Source organism: Bullifex porci, assembly GCF_009695635.1.
In the GTDB taxonomy this organism is placed as follows: domain Bacteria; phylum Spirochaetota; class Spirochaetia; order Sphaerochaetales; family Sphaerochaetaceae; genus Bullifex; species Bullifex porci.
Map to the genome: position 1 here is coordinate 1 of NZ_VUNN01000021.1, position 18433 is coordinate 18433.

The 18433-nt window shown below is 34.9% G+C and carries 21 protein-coding genes; 15 read left to right on the plus strand and 6 right to left on the minus strand.

Features of this window, described 5'->3' with window-relative positions:
• Positions 1-313: winged helix-turn-helix domain-containing protein (locus FYJ80_RS09235; protein ID WP_154426214.1), on the plus strand; the 313-nt coding region annotated here is incomplete at its 5' end.
• Positions 314-485: 172 nt separating this feature from the next.
• Here the strand turns inward: FYJ80_RS09235 and FYJ80_RS09240 are convergent.
• Both FYJ80_RS09240 and FYJ80_RS09245 read right to left on the minus strand, forming a co-directional pair.
• The gene (locus tag FYJ80_RS09240; RefSeq protein ID WP_154426216.1) at positions 486-692 is read right to left on the minus strand and encodes a PspC domain-containing protein; all 207 of its coding nucleotides are present in this window, start codon (positions 690-692) and stop codon (positions 486-488) included.
• Between the two features lies 1 nt (position 693).
• On the minus strand, positions 694-1362 hold the full coding sequence (locus tag FYJ80_RS09245) for a PspA/IM30 family protein (protein ID WP_206361052.1): 669 nt from the start codon (positions 1360-1362) through the stop codon (positions 694-696).
• Positions 1363-1554: 192 nt separating this feature from the next.
• Between FYJ80_RS09245 and rsmI the strand changes: the two genes are divergently transcribed.
• Together rsmI and FYJ80_RS09255 are read left to right on the plus strand one after the other, a co-directional pair.
• Positions 1555-2259: a 16S rRNA (cytidine(1402)-2'-O)-methyltransferase gene (rsmI, locus tag FYJ80_RS09250; protein WP_154426220.1), complete on the plus strand. Its 705-nt coding sequence runs from the start codon at positions 1555-1557 to the stop codon at positions 2257-2259.
• The gene (locus tag FYJ80_RS09255; protein ID WP_206361053.1) at positions 2237-2995 is read left to right on the plus strand and encodes a TrmH family RNA methyltransferase; all 759 of its coding nucleotides are present in this window, start codon (positions 2237-2239) and stop codon (positions 2993-2995) included. The genes rsmI and FYJ80_RS09255 overlap by 23 nt, the downstream gene beginning before the upstream one ends.
• On the opposite strand, the gene FYJ80_RS09260 is transcribed toward FYJ80_RS09255, so the two are convergent.
• Positions 2971-4842, minus strand: coding sequence for an AAA family ATPase (locus tag FYJ80_RS09260; RefSeq protein ID WP_154426224.1), 1872 nt, complete (start codon positions 4840-4842; stop codon positions 2971-2973). The two genes, FYJ80_RS09255 and FYJ80_RS09260, sit on opposite strands and share 25 nt — an antisense overlap.
• 174 nt (positions 4843-5016) lie before the next feature.
• On the opposite strand from FYJ80_RS09260, the gene FYJ80_RS09265 reads away from it, so the two are divergent.
• The 11 genes from FYJ80_RS09265 (at position 5017) to FYJ80_RS09315 (ending at position 15286) form a co-directional block, all read left to right on the plus strand.
• A complete protein-coding gene (locus FYJ80_RS09265; RefSeq protein ID WP_154426226.1) occupies positions 5017-6372 on the plus strand; it encodes an ATP-binding protein in 1356 nt (451 codons plus the stop codon).
• A gap of 77 nt (positions 6373-6449) precedes the next feature.
• The gene (locus FYJ80_RS09270; protein WP_154426228.1) at positions 6450-7208 is read left to right on the plus strand and encodes a Nif3-like dinuclear metal center hexameric protein; all 759 of its coding nucleotides are present in this window, start codon (positions 6450-6452) and stop codon (positions 7206-7208) included.
• Positions 7190-7714 (plus strand): signal peptidase II, encoded by a 525-nt coding sequence (lspA, locus tag FYJ80_RS09275; protein WP_154426230.1) that lies wholly within the window; start codon positions 7190-7192, stop codon positions 7712-7714. Before FYJ80_RS09270 ends, lspA begins: the two co-directional genes overlap by 19 nt.
• The gene (locus tag FYJ80_RS09280) at positions 7707-8003 is read left to right on the plus strand and encodes a leader peptide processing enzyme (RefSeq protein ID WP_154426232.1); all 297 of its coding nucleotides are present in this window, start codon (positions 7707-7709) and stop codon (positions 8001-8003) included. The genes lspA and FYJ80_RS09280 overlap by 8 nt, the downstream gene beginning before the upstream one ends.
• Complete coding sequence (locus tag FYJ80_RS09285; protein WP_154426234.1) at positions 8003-8977, plus strand: glycoside hydrolase family protein; 975 nt, start codon at positions 8003-8005, stop codon at positions 8975-8977. The genes FYJ80_RS09280 and FYJ80_RS09285 overlap by 1 nt, the downstream gene beginning before the upstream one ends.
• 1 nt (position 8978) lies before the next feature.
• Positions 8979-9959 carry a DHH family phosphoesterase gene (locus FYJ80_RS09290; protein WP_154426236.1) on the plus strand — a complete coding sequence of 327 codons (981 nt, stop codon included), beginning with the start codon at positions 8979-8981 and terminating at the stop codon, positions 9957-9959.
• Between the two features lie 92 nt (positions 9960-10051).
• Entirely contained in the window at positions 10052-10261 is a 210-nt protein-coding gene (locus FYJ80_RS09295) for an AbrB/MazE/SpoVT family DNA-binding domain-containing protein (protein ID WP_154426238.1), read from the plus strand.
• A complete protein-coding gene (locus tag FYJ80_RS09300; protein WP_154426240.1) occupies positions 10258-11307 on the plus strand; it encodes an acyltransferase family protein in 1050 nt (349 codons plus the stop codon). Before FYJ80_RS09295 ends, FYJ80_RS09300 begins: the two co-directional genes overlap by 4 nt.
• 116 nt (positions 11308-11423) lie before the next feature.
• Positions 11424-12587: a pyridoxal phosphate-dependent aminotransferase gene (locus FYJ80_RS09305; RefSeq protein WP_154426242.1), complete on the plus strand. Its 1164-nt coding sequence runs from the start codon at positions 11424-11426 to the stop codon at positions 12585-12587.
• A gap of 249 nt (positions 12588-12836) precedes the next feature.
• Positions 12837-13502 (plus strand): queuosine precursor transporter, encoded by a 666-nt coding sequence (locus tag FYJ80_RS09310; protein WP_235899629.1) that lies wholly within the window; start codon positions 12837-12839, stop codon positions 13500-13502.
• Positions 13503-13606: 104 nt separating this feature from the next.
• Positions 13607-15286: a carbon starvation CstA family protein gene (locus FYJ80_RS09315; RefSeq protein ID WP_154426246.1), complete on the plus strand. Its 1680-nt coding sequence runs from the start codon at positions 13607-13609 to the stop codon at positions 15284-15286.
• 51 nt (positions 15287-15337) lie between these two features.
• On the opposite strand, the gene FYJ80_RS12185 is transcribed toward FYJ80_RS09315, so the two are convergent.
• Positions 15338-15685: a helix-turn-helix domain-containing protein gene (locus FYJ80_RS12185; protein WP_328596772.1), complete on the minus strand. Its 348-nt coding sequence runs from the start codon at positions 15683-15685 to the stop codon at positions 15338-15340.
• On the opposite strand from FYJ80_RS12185, the gene FYJ80_RS12190 reads away from it, so the two are divergent.
• A complete protein-coding gene (locus FYJ80_RS12190; RefSeq protein ID WP_328596773.1) occupies positions 15647-16330 on the plus strand; it encodes a glycoside hydrolase family 38 C-terminal domain-containing protein in 684 nt (227 codons plus the stop codon). The genes FYJ80_RS12185 and FYJ80_RS12190 overlap by 39 nt on opposite strands.
• Before the next feature lie 200 nt (positions 16331-16530).
• Here the strand turns inward: FYJ80_RS12190 and FYJ80_RS09330 are convergent, their stop codons facing one another.
• Both FYJ80_RS09330 and FYJ80_RS09335 read right to left on the minus strand, forming a co-directional pair.
• The gene (locus tag FYJ80_RS09330) at positions 16531-16875 is read right to left on the minus strand and encodes a hypothetical protein (RefSeq protein ID WP_154426252.1); all 345 of its coding nucleotides are present in this window, start codon (positions 16873-16875) and stop codon (positions 16531-16533) included.
• Between the two features lie 182 nt (positions 16876-17057).
• Entirely contained in the window at positions 17058-18431 is a 1374-nt protein-coding gene (locus tag FYJ80_RS09335) for a sodium-dependent transporter (protein WP_154426254.1), read from the minus strand.
• Positions 18432-18433 lie beyond the last annotated feature (2 nt).

The following is an 18433-nucleotide window of genomic DNA, read 5'->3' on the forward strand; positions in this document are numbered from 1 at the left end:
TGTAAAGGTTACTGTAAAGGTTACTGTAAAGGTTACTGTAAAGGTTACTGTAAAGGTTACTGTAAAGGTTACTGTAAAGGTTACTGTAAAGGTTACTGTAAAGGTTACTGTAAAGGTTACTGTAAAGGTTACTGTAAAGCAGCAAAAGATATTGAAAGCTATAAAAGATAATCCTTTTATTACACAAGATGAACTTTCAAAAGTAATTGGACTCTCAAGGAAGAGTATTATTCAAAATATGAATAAAATGAAAGATAATGGCTTAATAAAGAGAGTGGGTGCAGCTATAAACGGACATTGGGCAATTCTTTAAACAATATTTGGTTAAACGCTCTAATAGGTATTTTTTTAAGATTTATAATTTAAAATAAATATATTTTAAACCTATATCGGATTGTTTTAAGAATTAATAACTATTTTATTTAGATTAATAAAAGGTGCATACCCAAAACTGGATATGCACCTATCAAGGGGTAAATTGCAAATTAATACTGAGGTCCTACAGGTAGGATAATTGCAAGGAGGATGTAAATCAGGCCTACCGGGAAGAAGCCAGTAGCACAGAAAGCGATAAATGTAATAAGTCTAACTAGAGTAGTTGAAATACCAAGTCTTCTGCCAAGTCCTGCACATACTCCAAAGAGCATTCCATTTGGAACTCTTAATAATCTTCTCTGGTAAGCTGAAAACATATTAGTTATTCTCCTTATTATTCTTTAACTTATTGAGCTCTTCTTCGATGTCTCTCTCTAATTCCATCTCTTCAAAGCTCTCTTTTGTGCTCTTTATTTGTTTCTGAGAAGGGGAGAAGATCTTTGCCTCAGCCTCCCATTTCTCGATTCTAGATTGAAGCTCCTCAAAGCGCTTAGCATACTTAATGCTATCTGCTTCTCTTAGAGTCTCATTTACCTTCATCTTTTCCTTTGCTGCATTTGCACGAGATAGAAGGTCATTTCTCTTTGTTTTCATCTCATTGAGCTTTGCACTTACTTCGTTAAGCTGTTCCTTTAAGGAAATGATTATGTTTTCAAGAGTTGCACTGTTAGCTTCTAATGCTTTGAGATTTTCAAGTGCATTTCTCTTCTCAATGATAGCTTCCTTAGCCATATCATCATTACCCTTATCTACAGCCATCTGAGCTCTATCAGCCCAACGCTTTACAGTATCATCAGCAGAAGAAATATTTCTCTTAATACTTTCAAGCTCTGCACTCTTTTCTGCAATAGATACCTTTATTTCTCTTTCAGTATCTTCCATCTCTGTAATCATTAAATTGATCATCTTCTTTGGGTCCTCCATCTTATCGAGGGCACTGTTTACATTAGAGGAGATGATGTCTCCCATTCTTTTAAATACGTTCATTTTTATATCTCCTTCATGGAATAATTTTTTATTTAGACGTAAATACATATGCAAATAGCGTGCCAACCCGTGAAATTAGGTTAAACAATTAGTTTTTTACCCCTCTGTTGGTTCTTTTTCCCATTTTAAATGGTGTAATTAGCCAAAGTGAGTGTGTTGTAAAGTATGTGCTTTGTAAATTATGATTATCCCATGAGTACTTTATATATGGTTGCAACACCAATTGGAAATTTGGAAGATATAACGATGAGAGCACTTAATGTCTTAAAAAGTGTAGATGTCATCGCATGCGAAGATACTAGACATACATCTCTATTGCTTTCACGATACGATATTAAGAAGAGAACTATAGCTTGCCATGCTCATAATGAGGAGGCTAGTAGTAAGGGAATTATTGCTCTTCTTGATCAAGGACAAAGTGTTGCATATTGCTCTGATGCAGGAACTCCTGGAATTTCTGATCCAGGAGCTAGGCTATGTGAGAATGTTAGAGCAGCAGGACATGATATAGTACCAATCCCAGGTGCTTCTGCCGTAATTACTCTTTTATCAGCTGCTGGTAATGTAGGAAAGACCTTTACCTTTGAAGGGTTTTTATCACCAAAGAAGGGTAGAAGAACTAAGAGATTAAGTGAGTTAATTTCTAGAGGTGAGACCTTTGTATTTTATGAGTCCCCTTTTAGAATTGTAAAAACCTTAAAGGAAATAGAGGAGCTAATGCCAAGTGCTAGAATTTCTATGGGACGTGAGCTTACTAAGGCCTTTGAGGAAATTAAGGTTGATAACATATCTAATATTATAAAGCTCTTAGAGTCTCGTGATAGCATTAAGGGAGAATTTGCAGTTGCTGTTACTCCACAAGTTGTAGATGAAGATGATAACACTGAAGAAGATTAAAACCCTAAAGCCTAGAGTTCAGCTTAGAAAGTGTGCAGGTCAAGCTTATTTAGCTTCAAAGGGAGAGACCTTTGAAAGTGAATATATCTTAGGACTTAAGGATATTGCTCTTTCTTTAGATTTTGTTAGTGATAAAGAATATTTTGAAAAGGCTTTTCTTGAATTAGCAGCTGGAAATCTAAAAAGAGGTGAGGACATATACTATAAGAGCTTAGCTATCTTAGGTGAGGAGGTAGCTGATTGGGATATTATCGATAGTGATAATAAGCTTGATAATAGTATTAGAAAAGTAATGCCTCGCTACTTACTCCTTGATAGAATACGCTCTCCATATAATATTGGCGCAATCTTTCGTTCAGCTGAAAGCTTTGGAATAAAGCATATATACCTTTATGAATGTGGAGATGTTAATTCTCCTAGAGCAATTAGAACTAGTAGAGGAGCAATAGATGTCGTTGAGCACTCTATTATTAATTCATTAGATGAGGTAAAAGGGCCTTTCTTTGCTCTTGAATTAGGTGGAAAGGATATAAAAGAATTTTCCTTTCCAGCAGAGGGTACCTGTATCTTAGGTAGTGAAGAAAGTGGGGTATCGCCTGAGTGTTTAGAGCTAGCTAAAAGCTCTCTTGGAAAGGTAGAGATCCCATTGCATGGCGCAAAGGGATCTATAAATGTTTCTGTTGCAGCTGGAATATTGATGTATAGCTGGGATCAATTTCCTTTTCCGCTCTCATAGAGCTTTTTTAGATTATCTTCTATTACTCTATTAAAAGAGCCTGGCTTAAATAAACCTCTTTTATCTCTACTACTAGATGGAAGACCTGTTAAAAGCTCCATACCTTCTTCGATTGTTGAAAGAGCCCAAAGATGGAAGTTTCCTTTTTTAATATCATCTTCAACTTCATATGGAAGTATTAGTGATCTTATGTTTTGCTTTGGAATAATTACACCTTGAGTGCCTGTAAAGCCACATAGCTTACAGGTATGGTAAAAGCCTGTAATCTTTTCATTTATTCCACTAACTGGCTGTAGAATACCCATTTGGTTAACAGATCCTGTAATTGCGATATCCTGTCTTACTGGAAGCTCTCCAATAGCAGAAAGTAGTGCATATAGCTCAGATGATGATGCTGAGTCTCCATCGACCTCACTATAGTTTTGTTCAAAGCATAGTCCTGCATATATTGAAAGAGGAAAGGAACGTGCATAGTTCTTTCTTAGATAGCCTTGTAAAATTAAAATTCCTTTATCATGTATCTCGCCACTAAGACCTGCTTCATGCTCGATATTTACAATACCCTCACTTCCTGGTGCAACTGTAGCTGAGATTACAGCTGGAGTTCCGAAGGAAGCAGCACCACGGTCCATGACAGCGAGTCCATTAATAATTCCAACCTTACTTCCACTTGTACTAACTAAAAGCTCTCCGCTTTTGATCTCTTGGTTTATTCTATCCTCTAATAAATCTGTTAGCTCAGCTCTATCCTTAATTGCTCTTTTAATATCATCTCCAGTAATTTTACCATTACTATATAAAGCGGCTTCTGAGATTAAATCACCTAGGAGTGTTAGCTGACAGGTTAATTGATCTCTTGATTCACAAATAGAGGATGAATATCTTAAAGCCTCTTCGCAAGCTTCCTTTGTGATATTAGGATTAATCTTTTTTAAATATGCGATTGTTCCTAGGATATTTTCTTTATTTGCTTCCATCATGTAATCAAATTGAGGAGCAACTTTAAAGAGTCTTAAAAATCCTTCATCCTTATCACATAGCTCATCAAAGATATCTTCACTTCCAAGTAATATTACCTTAGTAGGAAGGGCTATTGGTTCTGGTCTTATTCTTTCATCCTTTCCAAGTGATCCTTGAACTCCACTAGTTGATAGTGCCATAGCTGTTGAATCTAAATGACGTTTAATAGCATCCCAAAGTCCTTTTTGGGAGAGGACCTCAGCTGCTGTTAATACTAAAAAGCCTCCAGAGGCTTTAGCATAGGAACCTATATGAATTGCTAAGTGAGGAATATCTTCACTTTTATCAGCATAGCCAAATAGGTTTTCAAAGGTTGGATGAGATTCAACGATAAATGGTCTTTTATTATCGAGACTTCTATCAAGAACAAGGTTTACTTTGTAGTTGTTTTCATTAAATGTACTCTTTGATAATAAAGCTGCATACCTTGTAGCTTCAGGAATTTGATTCTTCACTTCTTCAAGAACCATCTGGTAGTTTTCAATTGTAGCAGAGCTAAGTAAAGCTTTTAGCTTATTACCATCGCCCTTATTTAAGCAAAGTGAAATAGGAAAGTATGGGTTTGAAGGATTTGCAAGATAAACTACATCCTTAATCATCTCTTCATCTGTGCAGTTTTCAGCCTCCTGCCTTACAGATGTAAGCTTACCTGTACCCATCTCACCACTAATAAATAGGTTATATCCATTTCTATTTGTTTTTAAGCCAGTTCTTAAAGCCTTTAGTGCTCTTTCCTGTCCTACTATACCTCTTTCAGATATTTCTAAATCTGTATCTTGTAAAGAATATTTGAAAGAGATCTCTTTGTTATCAAGTTCAACAATCATATTTTTAAATTGTAGGAGGTGTAAAAATATGTGTCAACGCACATAAAAATTGGAAAAATGGAAATATTTAATCAAAATATTATTGGAAAAACGGACAAAATATGTTTGTTTTGTGTTGGAAAAAAGGCAAAAATGATATTATCCTTAAATCATACAAGGAGATAAATAGTTTTAATGCTAAAGAGGAAAATTTCAGATTACTTAGAATCTTACTTTACACCTAATAGACGAGAAGCTTTATTAATTACAGGAGCTCGTCAAGTTGGGAAAAGCTATGCAATACGTGAGTTTGGAAAGAGTCATTACTCCTCTTTTATTGAAATAAATCTACTAGAGGATTCTATTGCTAGGACATCAATATCAAAAGCTAGTAATAGTAAGGATTTACTTTTGAGGATTACTGCTATTGCATCTCAACCTCTAATTAAGGGAAAAACATTAATCTTCTTTGATGAGGTGCAAGTAGTTCCAGAGATAGTGACAGCTATTAAATTCCTTGTTGAGGAAGGAAGCTATCAATATGTACTCAGTGGATCATTATTAGGTATTGGGTTAAAGAGAATATCTTCTATGCCTGTTGGATATTTAACAGTCAAAGAGATGTATCCATTAAATCTTGAGGAGTTTTATCGAGCTTGTGGCATATCTGATAACATTTTTAGTGTTCTTGAGGAAGCCTTTAAAGCGGAAAGAGAAATCGATAGTATAATTCATAGAAAGTTGATGGAGCTTTTTCGTCTATATCTTATCGTTGGAGGTATGCCTGCTGTTGTTCAGACTTATTTAGATACAAATGATATAAAAAAGGTTGTGAATAAACAGAGAGAAATCCTTTCAATGTATGTAGAGGATATTTCTCAATATGATATTAATAATAAGCTTTATATAAAGGATATTTTCAATCTCATACCTGCTGAATTAAATAATCCAAATAAGAGATTTATTTTGAAAAATTTAAATGAAAATACAAAGTTTAGCAGATTAGAGAATAGCTTTATTTGGATTAGAGAAGCAGGCGTAGCTATAGGTGTTTATAATATTGAAGAACCAAAGCTTCCTTTAGAGCTTGCAAAACTTAGAAATCTATTTAAACTATTTTCAAATGATGTAGGTCTACTAGCCTGTCAGTATGCTGATGGCATTCAACTTAGAATACTAAATAATGATATAGATATAAATTATGGTTCTATTTATGAAAATGCAGTTGCCGAAGAACTATATTCTCACGGATTGAAGCTATACTATTTTAATAGTAAGAAGCAGGGAGAACTTGATTTTGTAATAAAGCTTGATGATAAGATTCTTCCAATTGAAGTAAAATCTGGAAAGAACTATTTAAGGCATAATGCATTAAAGAATGTAATTGAAAATAAAGATTATGAAATAGAGAAAGCTTATGTTTTATATAATGAAAATATAAAGAGAGTTGGTAATATTGTTTATCTGCCAATATATTTAATGATGTTTATCAAAAATAGAGAAATTGAGAATTTAATTTGGAAAATTGATTTATCATCTCTTCCTCAATAAATTACTTTTTGCTTAGCAAATATTATAGTTTCTTGAGATTGTGGAAAATATCCATTCAACGTATTATACTTACCTTCATGAAATTAAAAGAACTCGATAAATTTTTAAGAGATAAATTGGAAATTGCTAATTTTTCATTTGATGCATCATTAAATGGAATTCAAATAGCTTGTAGTGATAAAGAAATTAAAAAGATTGGTTATGCAGTTGATGCCTCTCTTGCAACAATTAAAAAGGCAGCTGAAGCAGGGTGTGATATGCTCTTTGTCCATCATGGTCTTTTCTGGGGTGAACCTATCGCAATTAGAGGACCTCACTACGATAGAGTAAAGGCTTGCCTTGATAACGATATGGCTCTATATGCATGTCACCTTCCACTTGATGCTCATCCTGTATTTGGAAATAATGCTCAAATGGCACAGTGCTTAGGCATGAAGGGCTATGATATGTTTAGTGAATATCATGGAAGAATGATAGGAGTTAAAGGTAAACTTCCATTTCCAATGAGTGTTGAGCAGGTAATACGATTATTAGATTTTTCAGATGCTAGTGGACTTAGAACTTTAGAGTTTGGTAAGGACCTTTGTGAGAGTGTAGGTATTGTATCTGGTGGGGCTGGTAATGATGTTGCTGATGCTATTGCCGATGGCCTAGATTTATTCATTACTGGAGAAATTTACCATCAAAACTTCCATGAGGCTCTCGAAAACAAAATTAATGTAATAGCCGGTGGACACTATCAAAGTGAGACCTTTGGTGTTAAAGCAGTAATGAGAATGGTATTAGGTGAATTAGGTATTGAGGGAGAGTTCATTTCATGGCCAACAGCACTGTAAAGAGATTCTTGCCCCTTTCACTAACAGCCTTTGTGATCCTCTTAGACCAAATATCAAAGGCCTTAGTAGTAAAGTACATACCTGAAAATACTATCTTTAAAAGCTTCTTTTGGGATTTTTTAGAGATAATACATGTAAGAAATGATGCTATTGCCTTTTCTATTGGTTCAGCTCTAGATGTACCTATAAAGATAGTATTTTTTATTATCCTTCCGATAATTTTAATGGTACTTGTGATATATTGTGTTTTAAGCACAAAGACAGATAAGGATTTTACTGTTTTTCAAAAATGGTGCTTAGCTGCTATTGCAGGTGGAGGCATTGGAAACCTAATAGATAGAGTCTTCAGACAGCTAAGAGTTGTAGACTGGATAAGTACAGATATGTATGGATTTCTAGGTTTTGATCGATTCCCAACCTATAATATTGCAGATGCATCTATTGTCGTATCAGTGTGCTTAATATTATTATCATTTCTTATAGGAGAGAGGAAAAAAATTGAGTAAGAAAACTAATTCATTGATATTTATGTTACTAGCAACACTGCTAAACCTCGTTCTACTTATTGTTTTCTTTATTTTAGGTTTTGTAATTCTAAATTTAGTTATTAGTGCAATGCCAGAGAATGTTGCAGTAGTACAAATTGGTGTTGTCCTTGTATTTGTTTTTGCAATTGGTCTTTCATTCTTTGTCTATTCTAGAATAGTTAGCCTCTTAACTAAGAAGTTTAATCTTGAAGAAAAACTAGATCCACTATTTGTTAGAAAAGGCTCAAGAAGACCTAAGGGAGAATAATGCGTTATCCTTCCTTTGCTACCTTAGAGGATGCATCATGGTATGCATACTCTGATAGTCCGATTCAAACAAGTCCATTTTATAAGCCAGGACTCTACGACCCTGTAGTTATACAGAGAGAGGAGTCCCCTGATAATTTATGGCACCTATTTGCAAATACTTGGGTTGGAATTGAGCACTATACTTCGCAATCTGGTTTTGATTATCGTGTACAGCACGTAGTACTTTTGAGAGGACATTCACCTTTTATATTTAAAGAGGGTGGAACCTATTATTTACTATATGAAACCCATGATAGAGATTACTTTCAGATGAAGATGAAGGGTAATAGGCTATCTATTTCAAGAATAAATATGATCTCTAGTACAGATTTAAAGCTTTGGTCTAAGCCTAAAGTATTATTAACTGCTCTAGATGTTCCATATGCTTCAGATTTCTCAGAGCCAAGACTATCGAGACCACAGCTAGTAATGTGGGAGGGGAAATATAGATTATACTTTGGTGCATCTCATAGAGTTTTATATGATACTAAGCAAAAGTGTACTCAATACCTTTCATTTGCAGAGAGTGATACCATAGAAGGTCCTTATGTTCCTTTACAAAAGCCTTTGATGGCTACCGATCCTGATAGTGAATATTGTAATTTAGCTCTTGGTAGTGTGAAGATAATTCCATGTGCACAGGGCTTTGCTGCTATACAGTGTCCATTCTTCTACGATAAGGAAGAAAAGAGAAGTCGTTCTCTTATGCTTTTATTAACTAGTGAGGATGGGATTAAATTTGAGCAGAAAAGAGTTATCATGCCTCCTGTTAAATCGGGCTGGGCTTCAAGGTATATTACCTCCTGCGATGCTATTTATAGAGCAGAGGAGAAGGCTTGGTACTGTTACTTTAGTGCTAATGGAATTGATGAGGATTTAAAATTTATACATTTTAGAGAGTCTTTAGGACTCTTAATTGGTAATCAAAGATAATATGAATAAAGAAATAAAGGATAAGATTTTTCAAAAAATAAAGGAATCAGATAGAATTATTATAGCAAGACACTTTCGCCCTGATGGTGATGCAATAGGTTCCTCTAGAGGCTTAGAGAGAATATTAAAGCTTACATACCCTGAAAAAACTATTAAGCTTTGTAATAAAGATAATTCTGATTTTTTAGCGTTCTTAGGGAGTGAGGATGAGGAAATAAGTGATGAGTTTATATCATCATCTCTTGCTATCATCCTAGATACTGCTACTTCTGAACGTCTCTCTGACCCTAGAGCATTAAATGCAAAATATGTTATTAAAATTGACCACCATATTGAAGTAAATAAATATGGGAACCTCTCTTGGGTTGAGGATTACAGAAGCTCCTGCTCTGAGCTTATTGCTGATTTCTATAACACATATAAATCTGAGCTTAAAATAGATAAATATGCTGCAACCTGTATTTATACTGGTATGAATACAGATAGTGGTCGCTTCTGTTTTTCATCAACTACAGGAGAGACTCTACGTCTTGCGGGCTTAATGCTAGACTATGGTGTTGATATTGAAAACCTTCAAGCTAACTTAGATTTAAGAGAGTTTAAGGTTTATAAATTCCAAGCAGATGTATTTGAGAAAATAAAGGTCACAGATAGTGGTCTTGCATACCTATATTTAGATCAAGAGATGCAGAAAAAGTGGAATTTAACAAGAGAGGAAGCTAGTGATAGTGTTTCATTAATGTCCTCTATTAAAGGCTCTATCGCTTGGATTGCATTTATAGAAAACCCAGATAAAACTATTAGAGTTAGACTCCGTTCAAGGTTTATGACTATAAATCAAGTTGCTGAGCGCTACCATGGAGGTGGACATGATAAGGCTTCGGGTGCTACCTGCTACAGTCATGAAGAGATGGAGAGCTTGATAAAGGATGCTTCTGAAGCTGTAAAAATATATAAAGAAACCCATAACGATTGGATCTAAAGTACGGTTAGCGCCGTACTTTTTTATTGCCTTACTACCACTATCCTAGTATGATTAGTTATACAAATCATACTTTTTATACGGAGCTTAATATGGGATTTGAAGGAAAATATGCTTGGACTGTGACTGTAGGAGAAAAGGGGCAGATTGTAATACCAAAGCAGGCAAGAGAGGTGTTTGGAATAAAACCTGGTGATAATTTGCTTTTACTAGGTGATAAGGATAGAGGACTTGCAATTCCTCCAAAGTCATCCCTTGATGAAATAGCTAAGCTAATATTTTCAAAGGATGATGAAAAATGAGAAAGCACTATATTGATAATCTGAGAACCTCAATTGTCCTTTTAGTTATTATTTACCATGTTTGTTATATTTTTAATGGAGTCGGAGTATTAGGTGGAATTCCTAATTCTTTAAGTCTTCCTATCTGTGATGGCTTTGCATCTTTAGTTTATCCCTGGTTCATGGTGCTTTTATTCATAATCGCTGGTATGAGTAGTGCATATAGCTTAGAGAAAAGAAGTACTAAGGAATTTATAGCATCTAGAACTCAAAAGCTATTAGTGCCTTCAACCTTGGGTCTTTTTGTATTTCACTTCATTACAGGGCTTGTTAATACAAGGCTAGGAGGAGCAGAGCTTTCTAATGTTCCTCTACTAGTTAGATATTTTATATATGTGCTCTCTGGAACAGGTGTTTTATGGTTTGCTCAGCTACTTTGGTTTTTTTCTTTAATTCTCTGTTTACTTAGAAATATAAAGCTCTTTGAGAAATATAGATTAAAGGAAAAAAAGAGTATCTATTTACCTGTCATAATAATTTATCTTTCATCATTAGTTTTAAATGCACCAATTATCACAGTATATAGAGTTGGAATATATCTTGCTTCATATCTAATTGGCTACTATGTATTTTCTGATGAGAATGTGGTTGAGAGAGTTGAGAAAACTGTTTATATATCCTTAGCTATTGCATTAGCCTCAGGTGTAATTTATATATCTAGCTTTTATGGCTCTGATTACACAGCTCCAAGCTGCTTACAAAATGTGATTACTAATATATATGCATACTTTACTTCGATCTTTTTAATTGGAATATTTAAAAGATTCTTTGATAAAACCAATAGTGTTCTTAGCTATTTATCAGCTTCATCCTTTGGGTTTTATGTTCTTCACTACACTCCAATTCTGTTAATAGGAGTTTTAGTTTCAAATAGTGGATTAAATGTTTATTTACGTTATCTTTTAACATTATTACTTGGTTCTATTTCTACTCTATTACTTTACGAAGTAATTAAGAGAATACCTTTTTATCGATATTTAGTTTTAGGAATAAGAAACAAAAGATGAAGAGGTTTTTGCAAAATAGTAATGTGTTTTATTGTTTTACATAACTTGCTAGTAAAACTATAATCTAGAAAAAATATCTCCTATGATGGTATATTTTCCACAATAGGGGGTATTTTATGAAAAATCTTTCAGATAGAAGTAGTTATTTTACTGATTCAGTAATAAGACGTATGACCCGAATTTCAATAGAGCATGGCTCTATAAATTTATCACAGGGATATCCAGACTTTAATCCACCACAGGAGATTTTAACTAGACTTAAAGAGGTAGCTGATGAGGATTACCATCAATATTCAATTACCTGTGGTGCTGTTAATACAAGAAAAGCGTTAAGTGATAAGATGCTTCACTTTTCAGGAGTTTATTATGATCCTAGTAGTGAAGTTACAGTTACCTGTGGCTCTACTGAAGCTATGATGGCTTCAATGATGAGTGTAACAGACCCTGGTGATAAGGTTGTAATATTCTCTCCTTTTTATGAAAACTATGGTGCTGATACTATTTTGTGTGGAGCAACTCCAATTTATGTTCCTTTAGTACCTCCTACCTTTAATTTTGATGCAAATGTTCTTGAAGAGGCTTTTAAGCAAGGTCCTAAGGCATTAATACTATGTAATCCATCAAATCCATGTGGAAAGGTATTTTCAAAGGAGGAGCTAGAGACTATAGCCTTCTTAGCTAAAAAGTATGATGTATATGTTATTACAGATGAAGTTTATGAGCACATAATATATGCGCCACATAAGCACACATATTTATCTTCCTTACCAGGAATGAGAGAAAGAACTATTTGCTGCTCATCTCTTTCTAAGACCTATTCAATTACAGGGTGGAGACTTGGATATACAATGGCACCTGTTGAGATATCAGACCACATTAGAAAGGTTCATGACTTTTTAACAGTTGGTGCTGCTGCTCCATTGCAGGAGACTATAATTACAGCACTACGTTTCCCGGATAGCTACTATGAAGTTTTGCAAAATGAGTATACGAGGAAGAAGAATCTATTCTTATCTGGACTTGATAACCTTGGCTTAAAGCATAATGACCCTAAGGGTGCATACTATGTTTTAATGGATATTTCTGAATTTGGTTATGATAATGACTCAGATTTTGCTTATGATATGTCTAAAAAGGTTGGTGTAGCCGCTGTACCTGGTTCTTCATTCTTTAGGGAAGATGAAAATAGATATGTTCGTTTCCACTTTGCAAAGAAGGATGAAACCTTAATAAAAGCACTTGATAGAATGAGCTCTATTAAAAGACTATTAGCTAAATAATTATTAATAGATACACGGGATGCTGTGTATCTATTTTTATATTTTAGCCTTGAGTCAAGATTATCAATAACGGCTTTCAGAGTTTATACATTTATAATAAAAGCAATAGACAAATACTATTTCATTTGTTATCCTCACCTTCGTCTAATCGAAACCATGGCAGTATTGCAGGTGGCGTAGGGGAGTAATTACTCTTGACTATTCTATTTCGAGGTTAACAATATGTTAAATGAAATGTGGTGGGTACTAATGCTAGTACTCAACTTTGTCGCGATTTTATTTGCTTATCGCGTTTGGGGAAAGCTCGGGCTTTTCATCTGGATTCCAATCTCTGTTATTGTTGCAAACATCCAAGTCACTAAGAATGTCAATTTATTTGGTCTAGAAGCTACTTTAGGTAACATAGTTTACTCTACAAGCTTTTTAGCTACCGATATTCTTTCTGAAATGTACGGTCCTAAAGATAGTAAAAAGGCTGTAACAATTGGATTTTTCTCTGTAATCGTTATGACTATAATGATGCAGCTTGCAATTCAGTTTAATCCAGCTCCTTCAGATTTCGTTCAAGAATCAATGGAAACTATCTTTGGCTTTATGCCACGTATTGCATTTGGTAGTATCATTGCATATGTAATAAGTAACTTCCATGATATTTGGGCATTTGAGCTTTGGAAGAAGCTTAAACCAGGTAAAAAGACACTTTGGATGAGAAACTGCTTCTCTACAATGGTCAGTCAGCTACTTGATTCTCTTATCTTTACATTCATCGCATTCTTTGGCGTTTATGAGATGAGTGTTTGGTGGCAAATTGTTTTAACAACATATCTTTTAAAGTTTATTGTAGCTGTTTGTGACACTCCATTTATGTATATTGCAAGAAAATGGTTCGATAATAATAAGATTTGTGAAGGTTAATAATTATTGATTAATTTTACGTATGTACATATAATGTCAAAAAACTAAAAATCTGATACAGCCGTTTAAGGCTATATTTTTAACCTTTTCGGGAGGGTATGACAATGAGTGGTATAGTCATCATGATCATCGCCATCGTTGTATTAGTAGCCGGTTATATTTTCTATGGTAAGTGGCTTGCTAAGAAATGGGGTGTTGATCCACAGAAAAAGACTCCTGCATATGAATTGCAAGATGGAGTCGATTATGTTCCTACAGATAAGCAGGTAGTATTTGGTCACCAGTTTGCTTCTATTGCAGGTGCAGGCCCAATTAACGGACCAATCCAGGCTGCAGTATTTGGTTGGGTACCAGTTCTTCTTTGGTGTCTTATCGGTGGTATCTTTATTGGTGCCGTTCAGGACTTCTCATCAATGTATGCATCAGTAAGAAATAAGGGTCGTTCTATTGGTGTTATTATTGAGCTCTATGTTGGTAAGGTTGGTAAGAGACTATTCTTACTCTTCGTTTACCTCTTCTCAATGCTTGTTATCGCAGCTTTCGCAGATATCGTTGCTAAGAGCTTTGGCGTAAATGCAGGTGCAGATGCTACAACACAGATTGCTAACTCACAGGTTGCTACAGTATCAACACTCTTTATCGTAGCAGCAGTTGGATTTGGTATCTTCCTCAAGAATGCAAAGCCTAATACAACAGTAAATACAATTGTATCTATCGTACTTCTTATCCTTTGTATTGCTATTGGTTACCTCTGCCCATTCTTAAAGATGAGCACAAATGTATGGCTTTATCTTGTATTCTTATACATCTTAATTGCATCAGTTACTCCAGTACAGTACCTCTTACAGCCAAGAGACTACCTCAACAGCTACCTCTTAGTTGCAATGATTGTAGCAGCTGTTCTTGGTATCTTCGTATCTAACCCTAAGATGAACCTTCCTGCATTCACAGGATTTGTTGCTTCAAGTGGTGCAATGTTCCCAATTCTCTTCGTAACAGTAGCTTGTGGTGCTGTATCAGGCTTCCATAGCTTAGTATCTTCAGAGACAGCTTCTAAGCAGGTTAAGAACGAGAACGATATGCTCCCAATCTCATATGGTGCAATGCTTGTTGAAGTACTCCTTGCAGTTATCGCAATCATCGCTGCAGGTGCTGTTGCTGATAAGCTCACAGGTGCTCTTCCTGCAGGTACTCCTCAGCAGATCTTCTCAACTGCTGTAGCATCATTCCTCGCAGGTATTGGTATTCCTCACCAGCTCAGCTTCACACTCATTTCACTTGCTGTATCAGCATTCGCTCTTACATCTCTTGACTCTGTAGCTCGTGTTGGTCGTCTCTCATGGCAGGAGCTCTTCCTCGATGATGACGAAGATGAAGCTAACATGGCTTCTTGGAAGAAGATCATCACAAATAAGTGGGTTGCAACTATTATCGTATTAATTCCTTCTTACCTCCTTGGACAGGTAGGTTATGCTGAAATTTGGGCTCTCTTTGGTTCTGCTAACCAGCTTCTTTCTGTACTTGCACTTGCAGCTGTAGCAGTATTCTTAAAGAAGACAAAGAAGGACAACAAGATGATGTTCATCCCAATGTTCTTCATGCTCGCAGTTACAGTTGTAGCTCTTATCCAGCTCGCATTTAACAACATCAAGACATTTGGTAACGCAAAGATTTCTGTAATGGGCCAGAGCCTCCAGATTCTCTTCGCAGTACTCCTCCTTGCTCTTGCTATTATCGTAGTTGTTAACTGCTGTAAGAAGCTCTTTGGTAAAGATGAAGAGTAATTAGCTAAAAGCTAATGTATAAAGCCATCAAGTATTTTCCTTGATGGTTTTTTAATGCCTTTCTCTATATTCTGAAGGTGTTAGACCGACCTCCTGTTTAAATAGCTTTGAGAAGTGGCTAATATATGAGTACCCAAGCTTATACGATATTTCAAAAATAGTTAAATTAGTCGTTGAAAGAAGTCGCTTCACATAATCAGTTCTAATTTCCTTCATATAGCTAACAACACTTCTATTTAAATATCTTTTAAATGCGTTAATTAATACAGGCGCAGAATATCCTGATAGATTATAAATATCATTAGCACTTAGTGTAATATACTCAGGAGAGTGTAGCCTACTGTACCTTGGTCTGATTGTATTTACTTTTACACTAAGGGTTCTTGGAATGAAACAGATAAAATGCTAAGCGCTGAATTTGAGCCAGCAATATGGAGTGATGAAATTATTTGTGAAATTCAGGATGGGGTAATAAAGCGAAAAACAAAAAATGAAACTCTAGTTGAAAGAGCTCAATTTGAGATTTGTAATCATAAGTTCTCAACTATTATTAATGATGGCTATGCTTTTACGCTTGTAAATGATTCAAAGTATGGCCTAAGAGCTAAGGATGGAAAGCTATCACTTAATTTACTTCGTTCTCCGACCTTCCCTGATGAAAGTGCAGATAAATGTGAGCATGAGTTTATATATTCTATATTACCTCATAGAGATAATGAATTAATTAATAGTGTAAGGAGTGCTCATAACTTAAATAGACTACCTTTAGTCTATAGAGCAGATTACGCTATGGAAAGGCTCGTTAAGCTATCGAATAGCTCTTTAGTTTGTGATTGTATAAAAGTAAGTGAGGATAAAAAGGAGGGTATAGTAGTTAGAATCTATGAGCCATGCGGTAATAGTGTGACTACAAGCTTAGCTGTTTATTTTTCATATAAAAGAGTTTTTGAGTGTATTTTAATTGAAGGTAACAGAAAAGATGTTGATCTTAACAAGCTTAGCTTTTCGCCTTGTGAAATAAAAACTTTATACTTTGAAATATAAAATAAAAGTCTCCATGTGGGATGCTAAAACATGGAGACTCGTTTTCTTATTTGGAAAGAATTACGCATGGTGCTGTTTGCGCTCAATCTACACCCATTGTTAAAATTTATACTGCTTTAGCTAGTAATGCAAGTAATATTTTTTTGCTACACCTAACTTTAATTACGTCAAAAACGCAAATTAAGCGTTTAAATAGGGCTTTAAGCTTCTTCTTCCTTCTGTAATATCTCAGAAATTTTATTATATTCATTCTTTAAGACTTCGAAGGAAGTGCTAATCTTTCCACTTTTTGCATCTTCGAGAATAGCTGCATATTTTACTAAATCTGTTAGTCCAAGCTTCTCACCAGTCTTCTTAACCTTGTGTGCACACTTTTTAATTAGCTCTTCATCATTTTGCTCTACAGCACTCTCAAGAGCTGTAAAGTTACAATCTGTAATAAATGATTCTAGCTTTTTTCTAACTTCGCTAGTATCTCCGCAGAAATCTTCAATAACGTTGTCATAATCCATGCCAATACGGCTTGCAATTGCTTTAATGTTCATGAAGAAAATTTTAGAAAAAAGGCGTGAAAAGTCAACTTACTTTTGATAAAAAGATTAAAAAGAGGGTGCCACAGCAACAATGACACCCTCAAAATTTCCCTCATTAGGATATGAGTAAGTGTGACCTTATCCCCTCAGTCACACTAAATAATGCAAAATATTTTGAGATAATTATTATAACATTAAAATAGTTTATCCCAAATACCTTTTATCATAATAAATAGCACAATAATAGGAATTATATAAGATAAATAAAAGCGTAGAAGATTAGAAATTTTAAGACCTTTACCCTTATTTATCTCTTTGAGTGCATTTTCAAATCCCCACCCGGATGATCTAGTACAAAATAGAATAAAAAGTAGTGAGCCAAATGGTAGCAAGAGATTTGAAACTATAAAATCCTCTAAATCTAAAATATTGCTTCCCTCTCCAAATGGCTGAATTGAAGAAAGAACGTTAAATCCTAAAATACATGGAAGTGATAGCACTATTAGTAAAATTGTATTTACTACACATGCTTTAGTTCTAGAGTAGTGTTTTACATCAATCCAGTAGCTTATGATATTTTCACATACTGCTATTATCGTTGATAGGGCTGCAAAGGACATGAATAAAAAGAAAAGGGATGCCCAAATCCTTCCTCCAGTCATCTTTGAAAAGATATTTGGTAGTGTGATGAATAATAACGATGGACCTTGTCCTACAGAAACTCCATATGAGAAGCATGCTGGGAAGATAATCAAGCCAGCTGTTATAGCAACGAAGGTATCGAGCGCAATTATTCTAGCACTCTCTCCTCCCAAGGATCTTTCATCATCTATGTAGGAGCCAAATATACTCATTGCTCCAATTCCAACTGAGAGTGTAAAGAAGGCTTGGCCTAAGGCTTCATATAAAATTGTAGAAAAGCCAATCTCCTTCATCGACTTAAAATTCGGTATCAAGTAGAACTTTAAGCCCTCAGCAGTTCCAGGAAGTGTTAATGAGTGAATAGTAAGCAAAAGCATAATGAAAAGTAGAGCAAGCATTATGTATTTTGTTATCTTCTCAACTCCATTTTTTAGTCCGATTGCAACTACACTCATACTAATTACTACAACAGCCACCATCCAAGTAATTTGTTTAGTTGGGTTAGCTACTAATGCTGAGAAGAATGTGTTAACACCCTCTGCTGTAATATTATTAAACTCTCCTTTAGCTGCAGAGATAAAGTAATAAAATATCCACCCTGCAATTGTAGTGTAGAACATTAGTAGAACGTAGTTACCTATTACAGCTAATGGTCCATATAGATGCCATTTTGAGCCCTTTCTCTCAAGAGTCTTTAAGCTTAGTGCGATATTTTGTTTACTACCTCTACCGATAGCAAACTCCATTGCCATAACAGGAAGACCTAATAAGACTAGGAAGATTAGATAAATTAATACAAACCCAGCTCCTCCGTTTTTCCCTGTGATAAATGGAAAGCGCCAAACATTTCCAAGTCCAATTGCACATCCTGCAGATAGTAGAATAAATCCTAATCTACTACTTAATGTTTCCCTTTTATTTTCCATAA

What these genes read in the sequence shown, in the direction of transcription:
- FYJ80_RS09240 (WP_154426216.1), bottom strand. Translation starts at nt 692, where the DNA reads ATGTTTTCAGCTTACCAGAGAAGATTATTAAGAGTTCCAAATGGAATG.
- FYJ80_RS09245 (WP_206361052.1), bottom strand. Translation starts at nt 1,362, where the DNA reads ATGAACGTATTTAAAAGAATGGGAGACATCATCTCCTCTAATGTAAAC.
- rsmI (WP_154426220.1), top strand. Translation starts at nt 1,555, where the DNA reads ATGAGTACTTTATATATGGTTGCAACACCAATTGGAAATTTGGAAGAT.
- FYJ80_RS09255 (WP_206361053.1), top strand. Translation starts at nt 2,237, where the DNA reads ATGATAACACTGAAGAAGATTAAAACCCTAAAGCCTAGAGTTCAGCTT.
- FYJ80_RS09260 (WP_154426224.1), bottom strand. Translation starts at nt 4,842, where the DNA reads ATGATTGTTGAACTTGATAACAAAGAGATCTCTTTCAAATATTCTTTA.
- FYJ80_RS09265 (WP_154426226.1), top strand. Translation starts at nt 5,017, where the DNA reads ATGCTAAAGAGGAAAATTTCAGATTACTTAGAATCTTACTTTACACCT.
- FYJ80_RS09270 (WP_154426228.1), top strand. Translation starts at nt 6,450, where the DNA reads ATGAAATTAAAAGAACTCGATAAATTTTTAAGAGATAAATTGGAAATT.
- lspA (WP_154426230.1), top strand. Translation starts at nt 7,190, where the DNA reads ATGGCCAACAGCACTGTAAAGAGATTCTTGCCCCTTTCACTAACAGCC.
- FYJ80_RS09285 (WP_154426234.1), top strand. Translation starts at nt 8,003, where the DNA reads ATGCGTTATCCTTCCTTTGCTACCTTAGAGGATGCATCATGGTATGCA.
- FYJ80_RS09290 (WP_154426236.1), top strand. Translation starts at nt 8,979, where the DNA reads ATGAATAAAGAAATAAAGGATAAGATTTTTCAAAAAATAAAGGAATCA.
- FYJ80_RS09295 (WP_154426238.1), top strand. Translation starts at nt 10,052, where the DNA reads ATGGGATTTGAAGGAAAATATGCTTGGACTGTGACTGTAGGAGAAAAG.
- FYJ80_RS09300 (WP_154426240.1), top strand. Translation starts at nt 10,258, where the DNA reads ATGAGAAAGCACTATATTGATAATCTGAGAACCTCAATTGTCCTTTTA.
- FYJ80_RS09305 (WP_154426242.1), top strand. Translation starts at nt 11,424, where the DNA reads ATGAAAAATCTTTCAGATAGAAGTAGTTATTTTACTGATTCAGTAATA.
- FYJ80_RS09310 (WP_235899629.1), top strand. Translation starts at nt 12,837, where the DNA reads ATGCTAGTACTCAACTTTGTCGCGATTTTATTTGCTTATCGCGTTTGG.
- FYJ80_RS09315 (WP_154426246.1), top strand. Translation starts at nt 13,607, where the DNA reads ATGAGTGGTATAGTCATCATGATCATCGCCATCGTTGTATTAGTAGCC.
- FYJ80_RS09330 (WP_154426252.1), bottom strand. Translation starts at nt 16,875, where the DNA reads ATGAACATTAAAGCAATTGCAAGCCGTATTGGCATGGATTATGACAAC.
- FYJ80_RS09335 (WP_154426254.1), bottom strand. Translation starts at nt 18,431, where the DNA reads ATGGAAAATAAAAGGGAAACATTAAGTAGTAGATTAGGATTTATTCTA.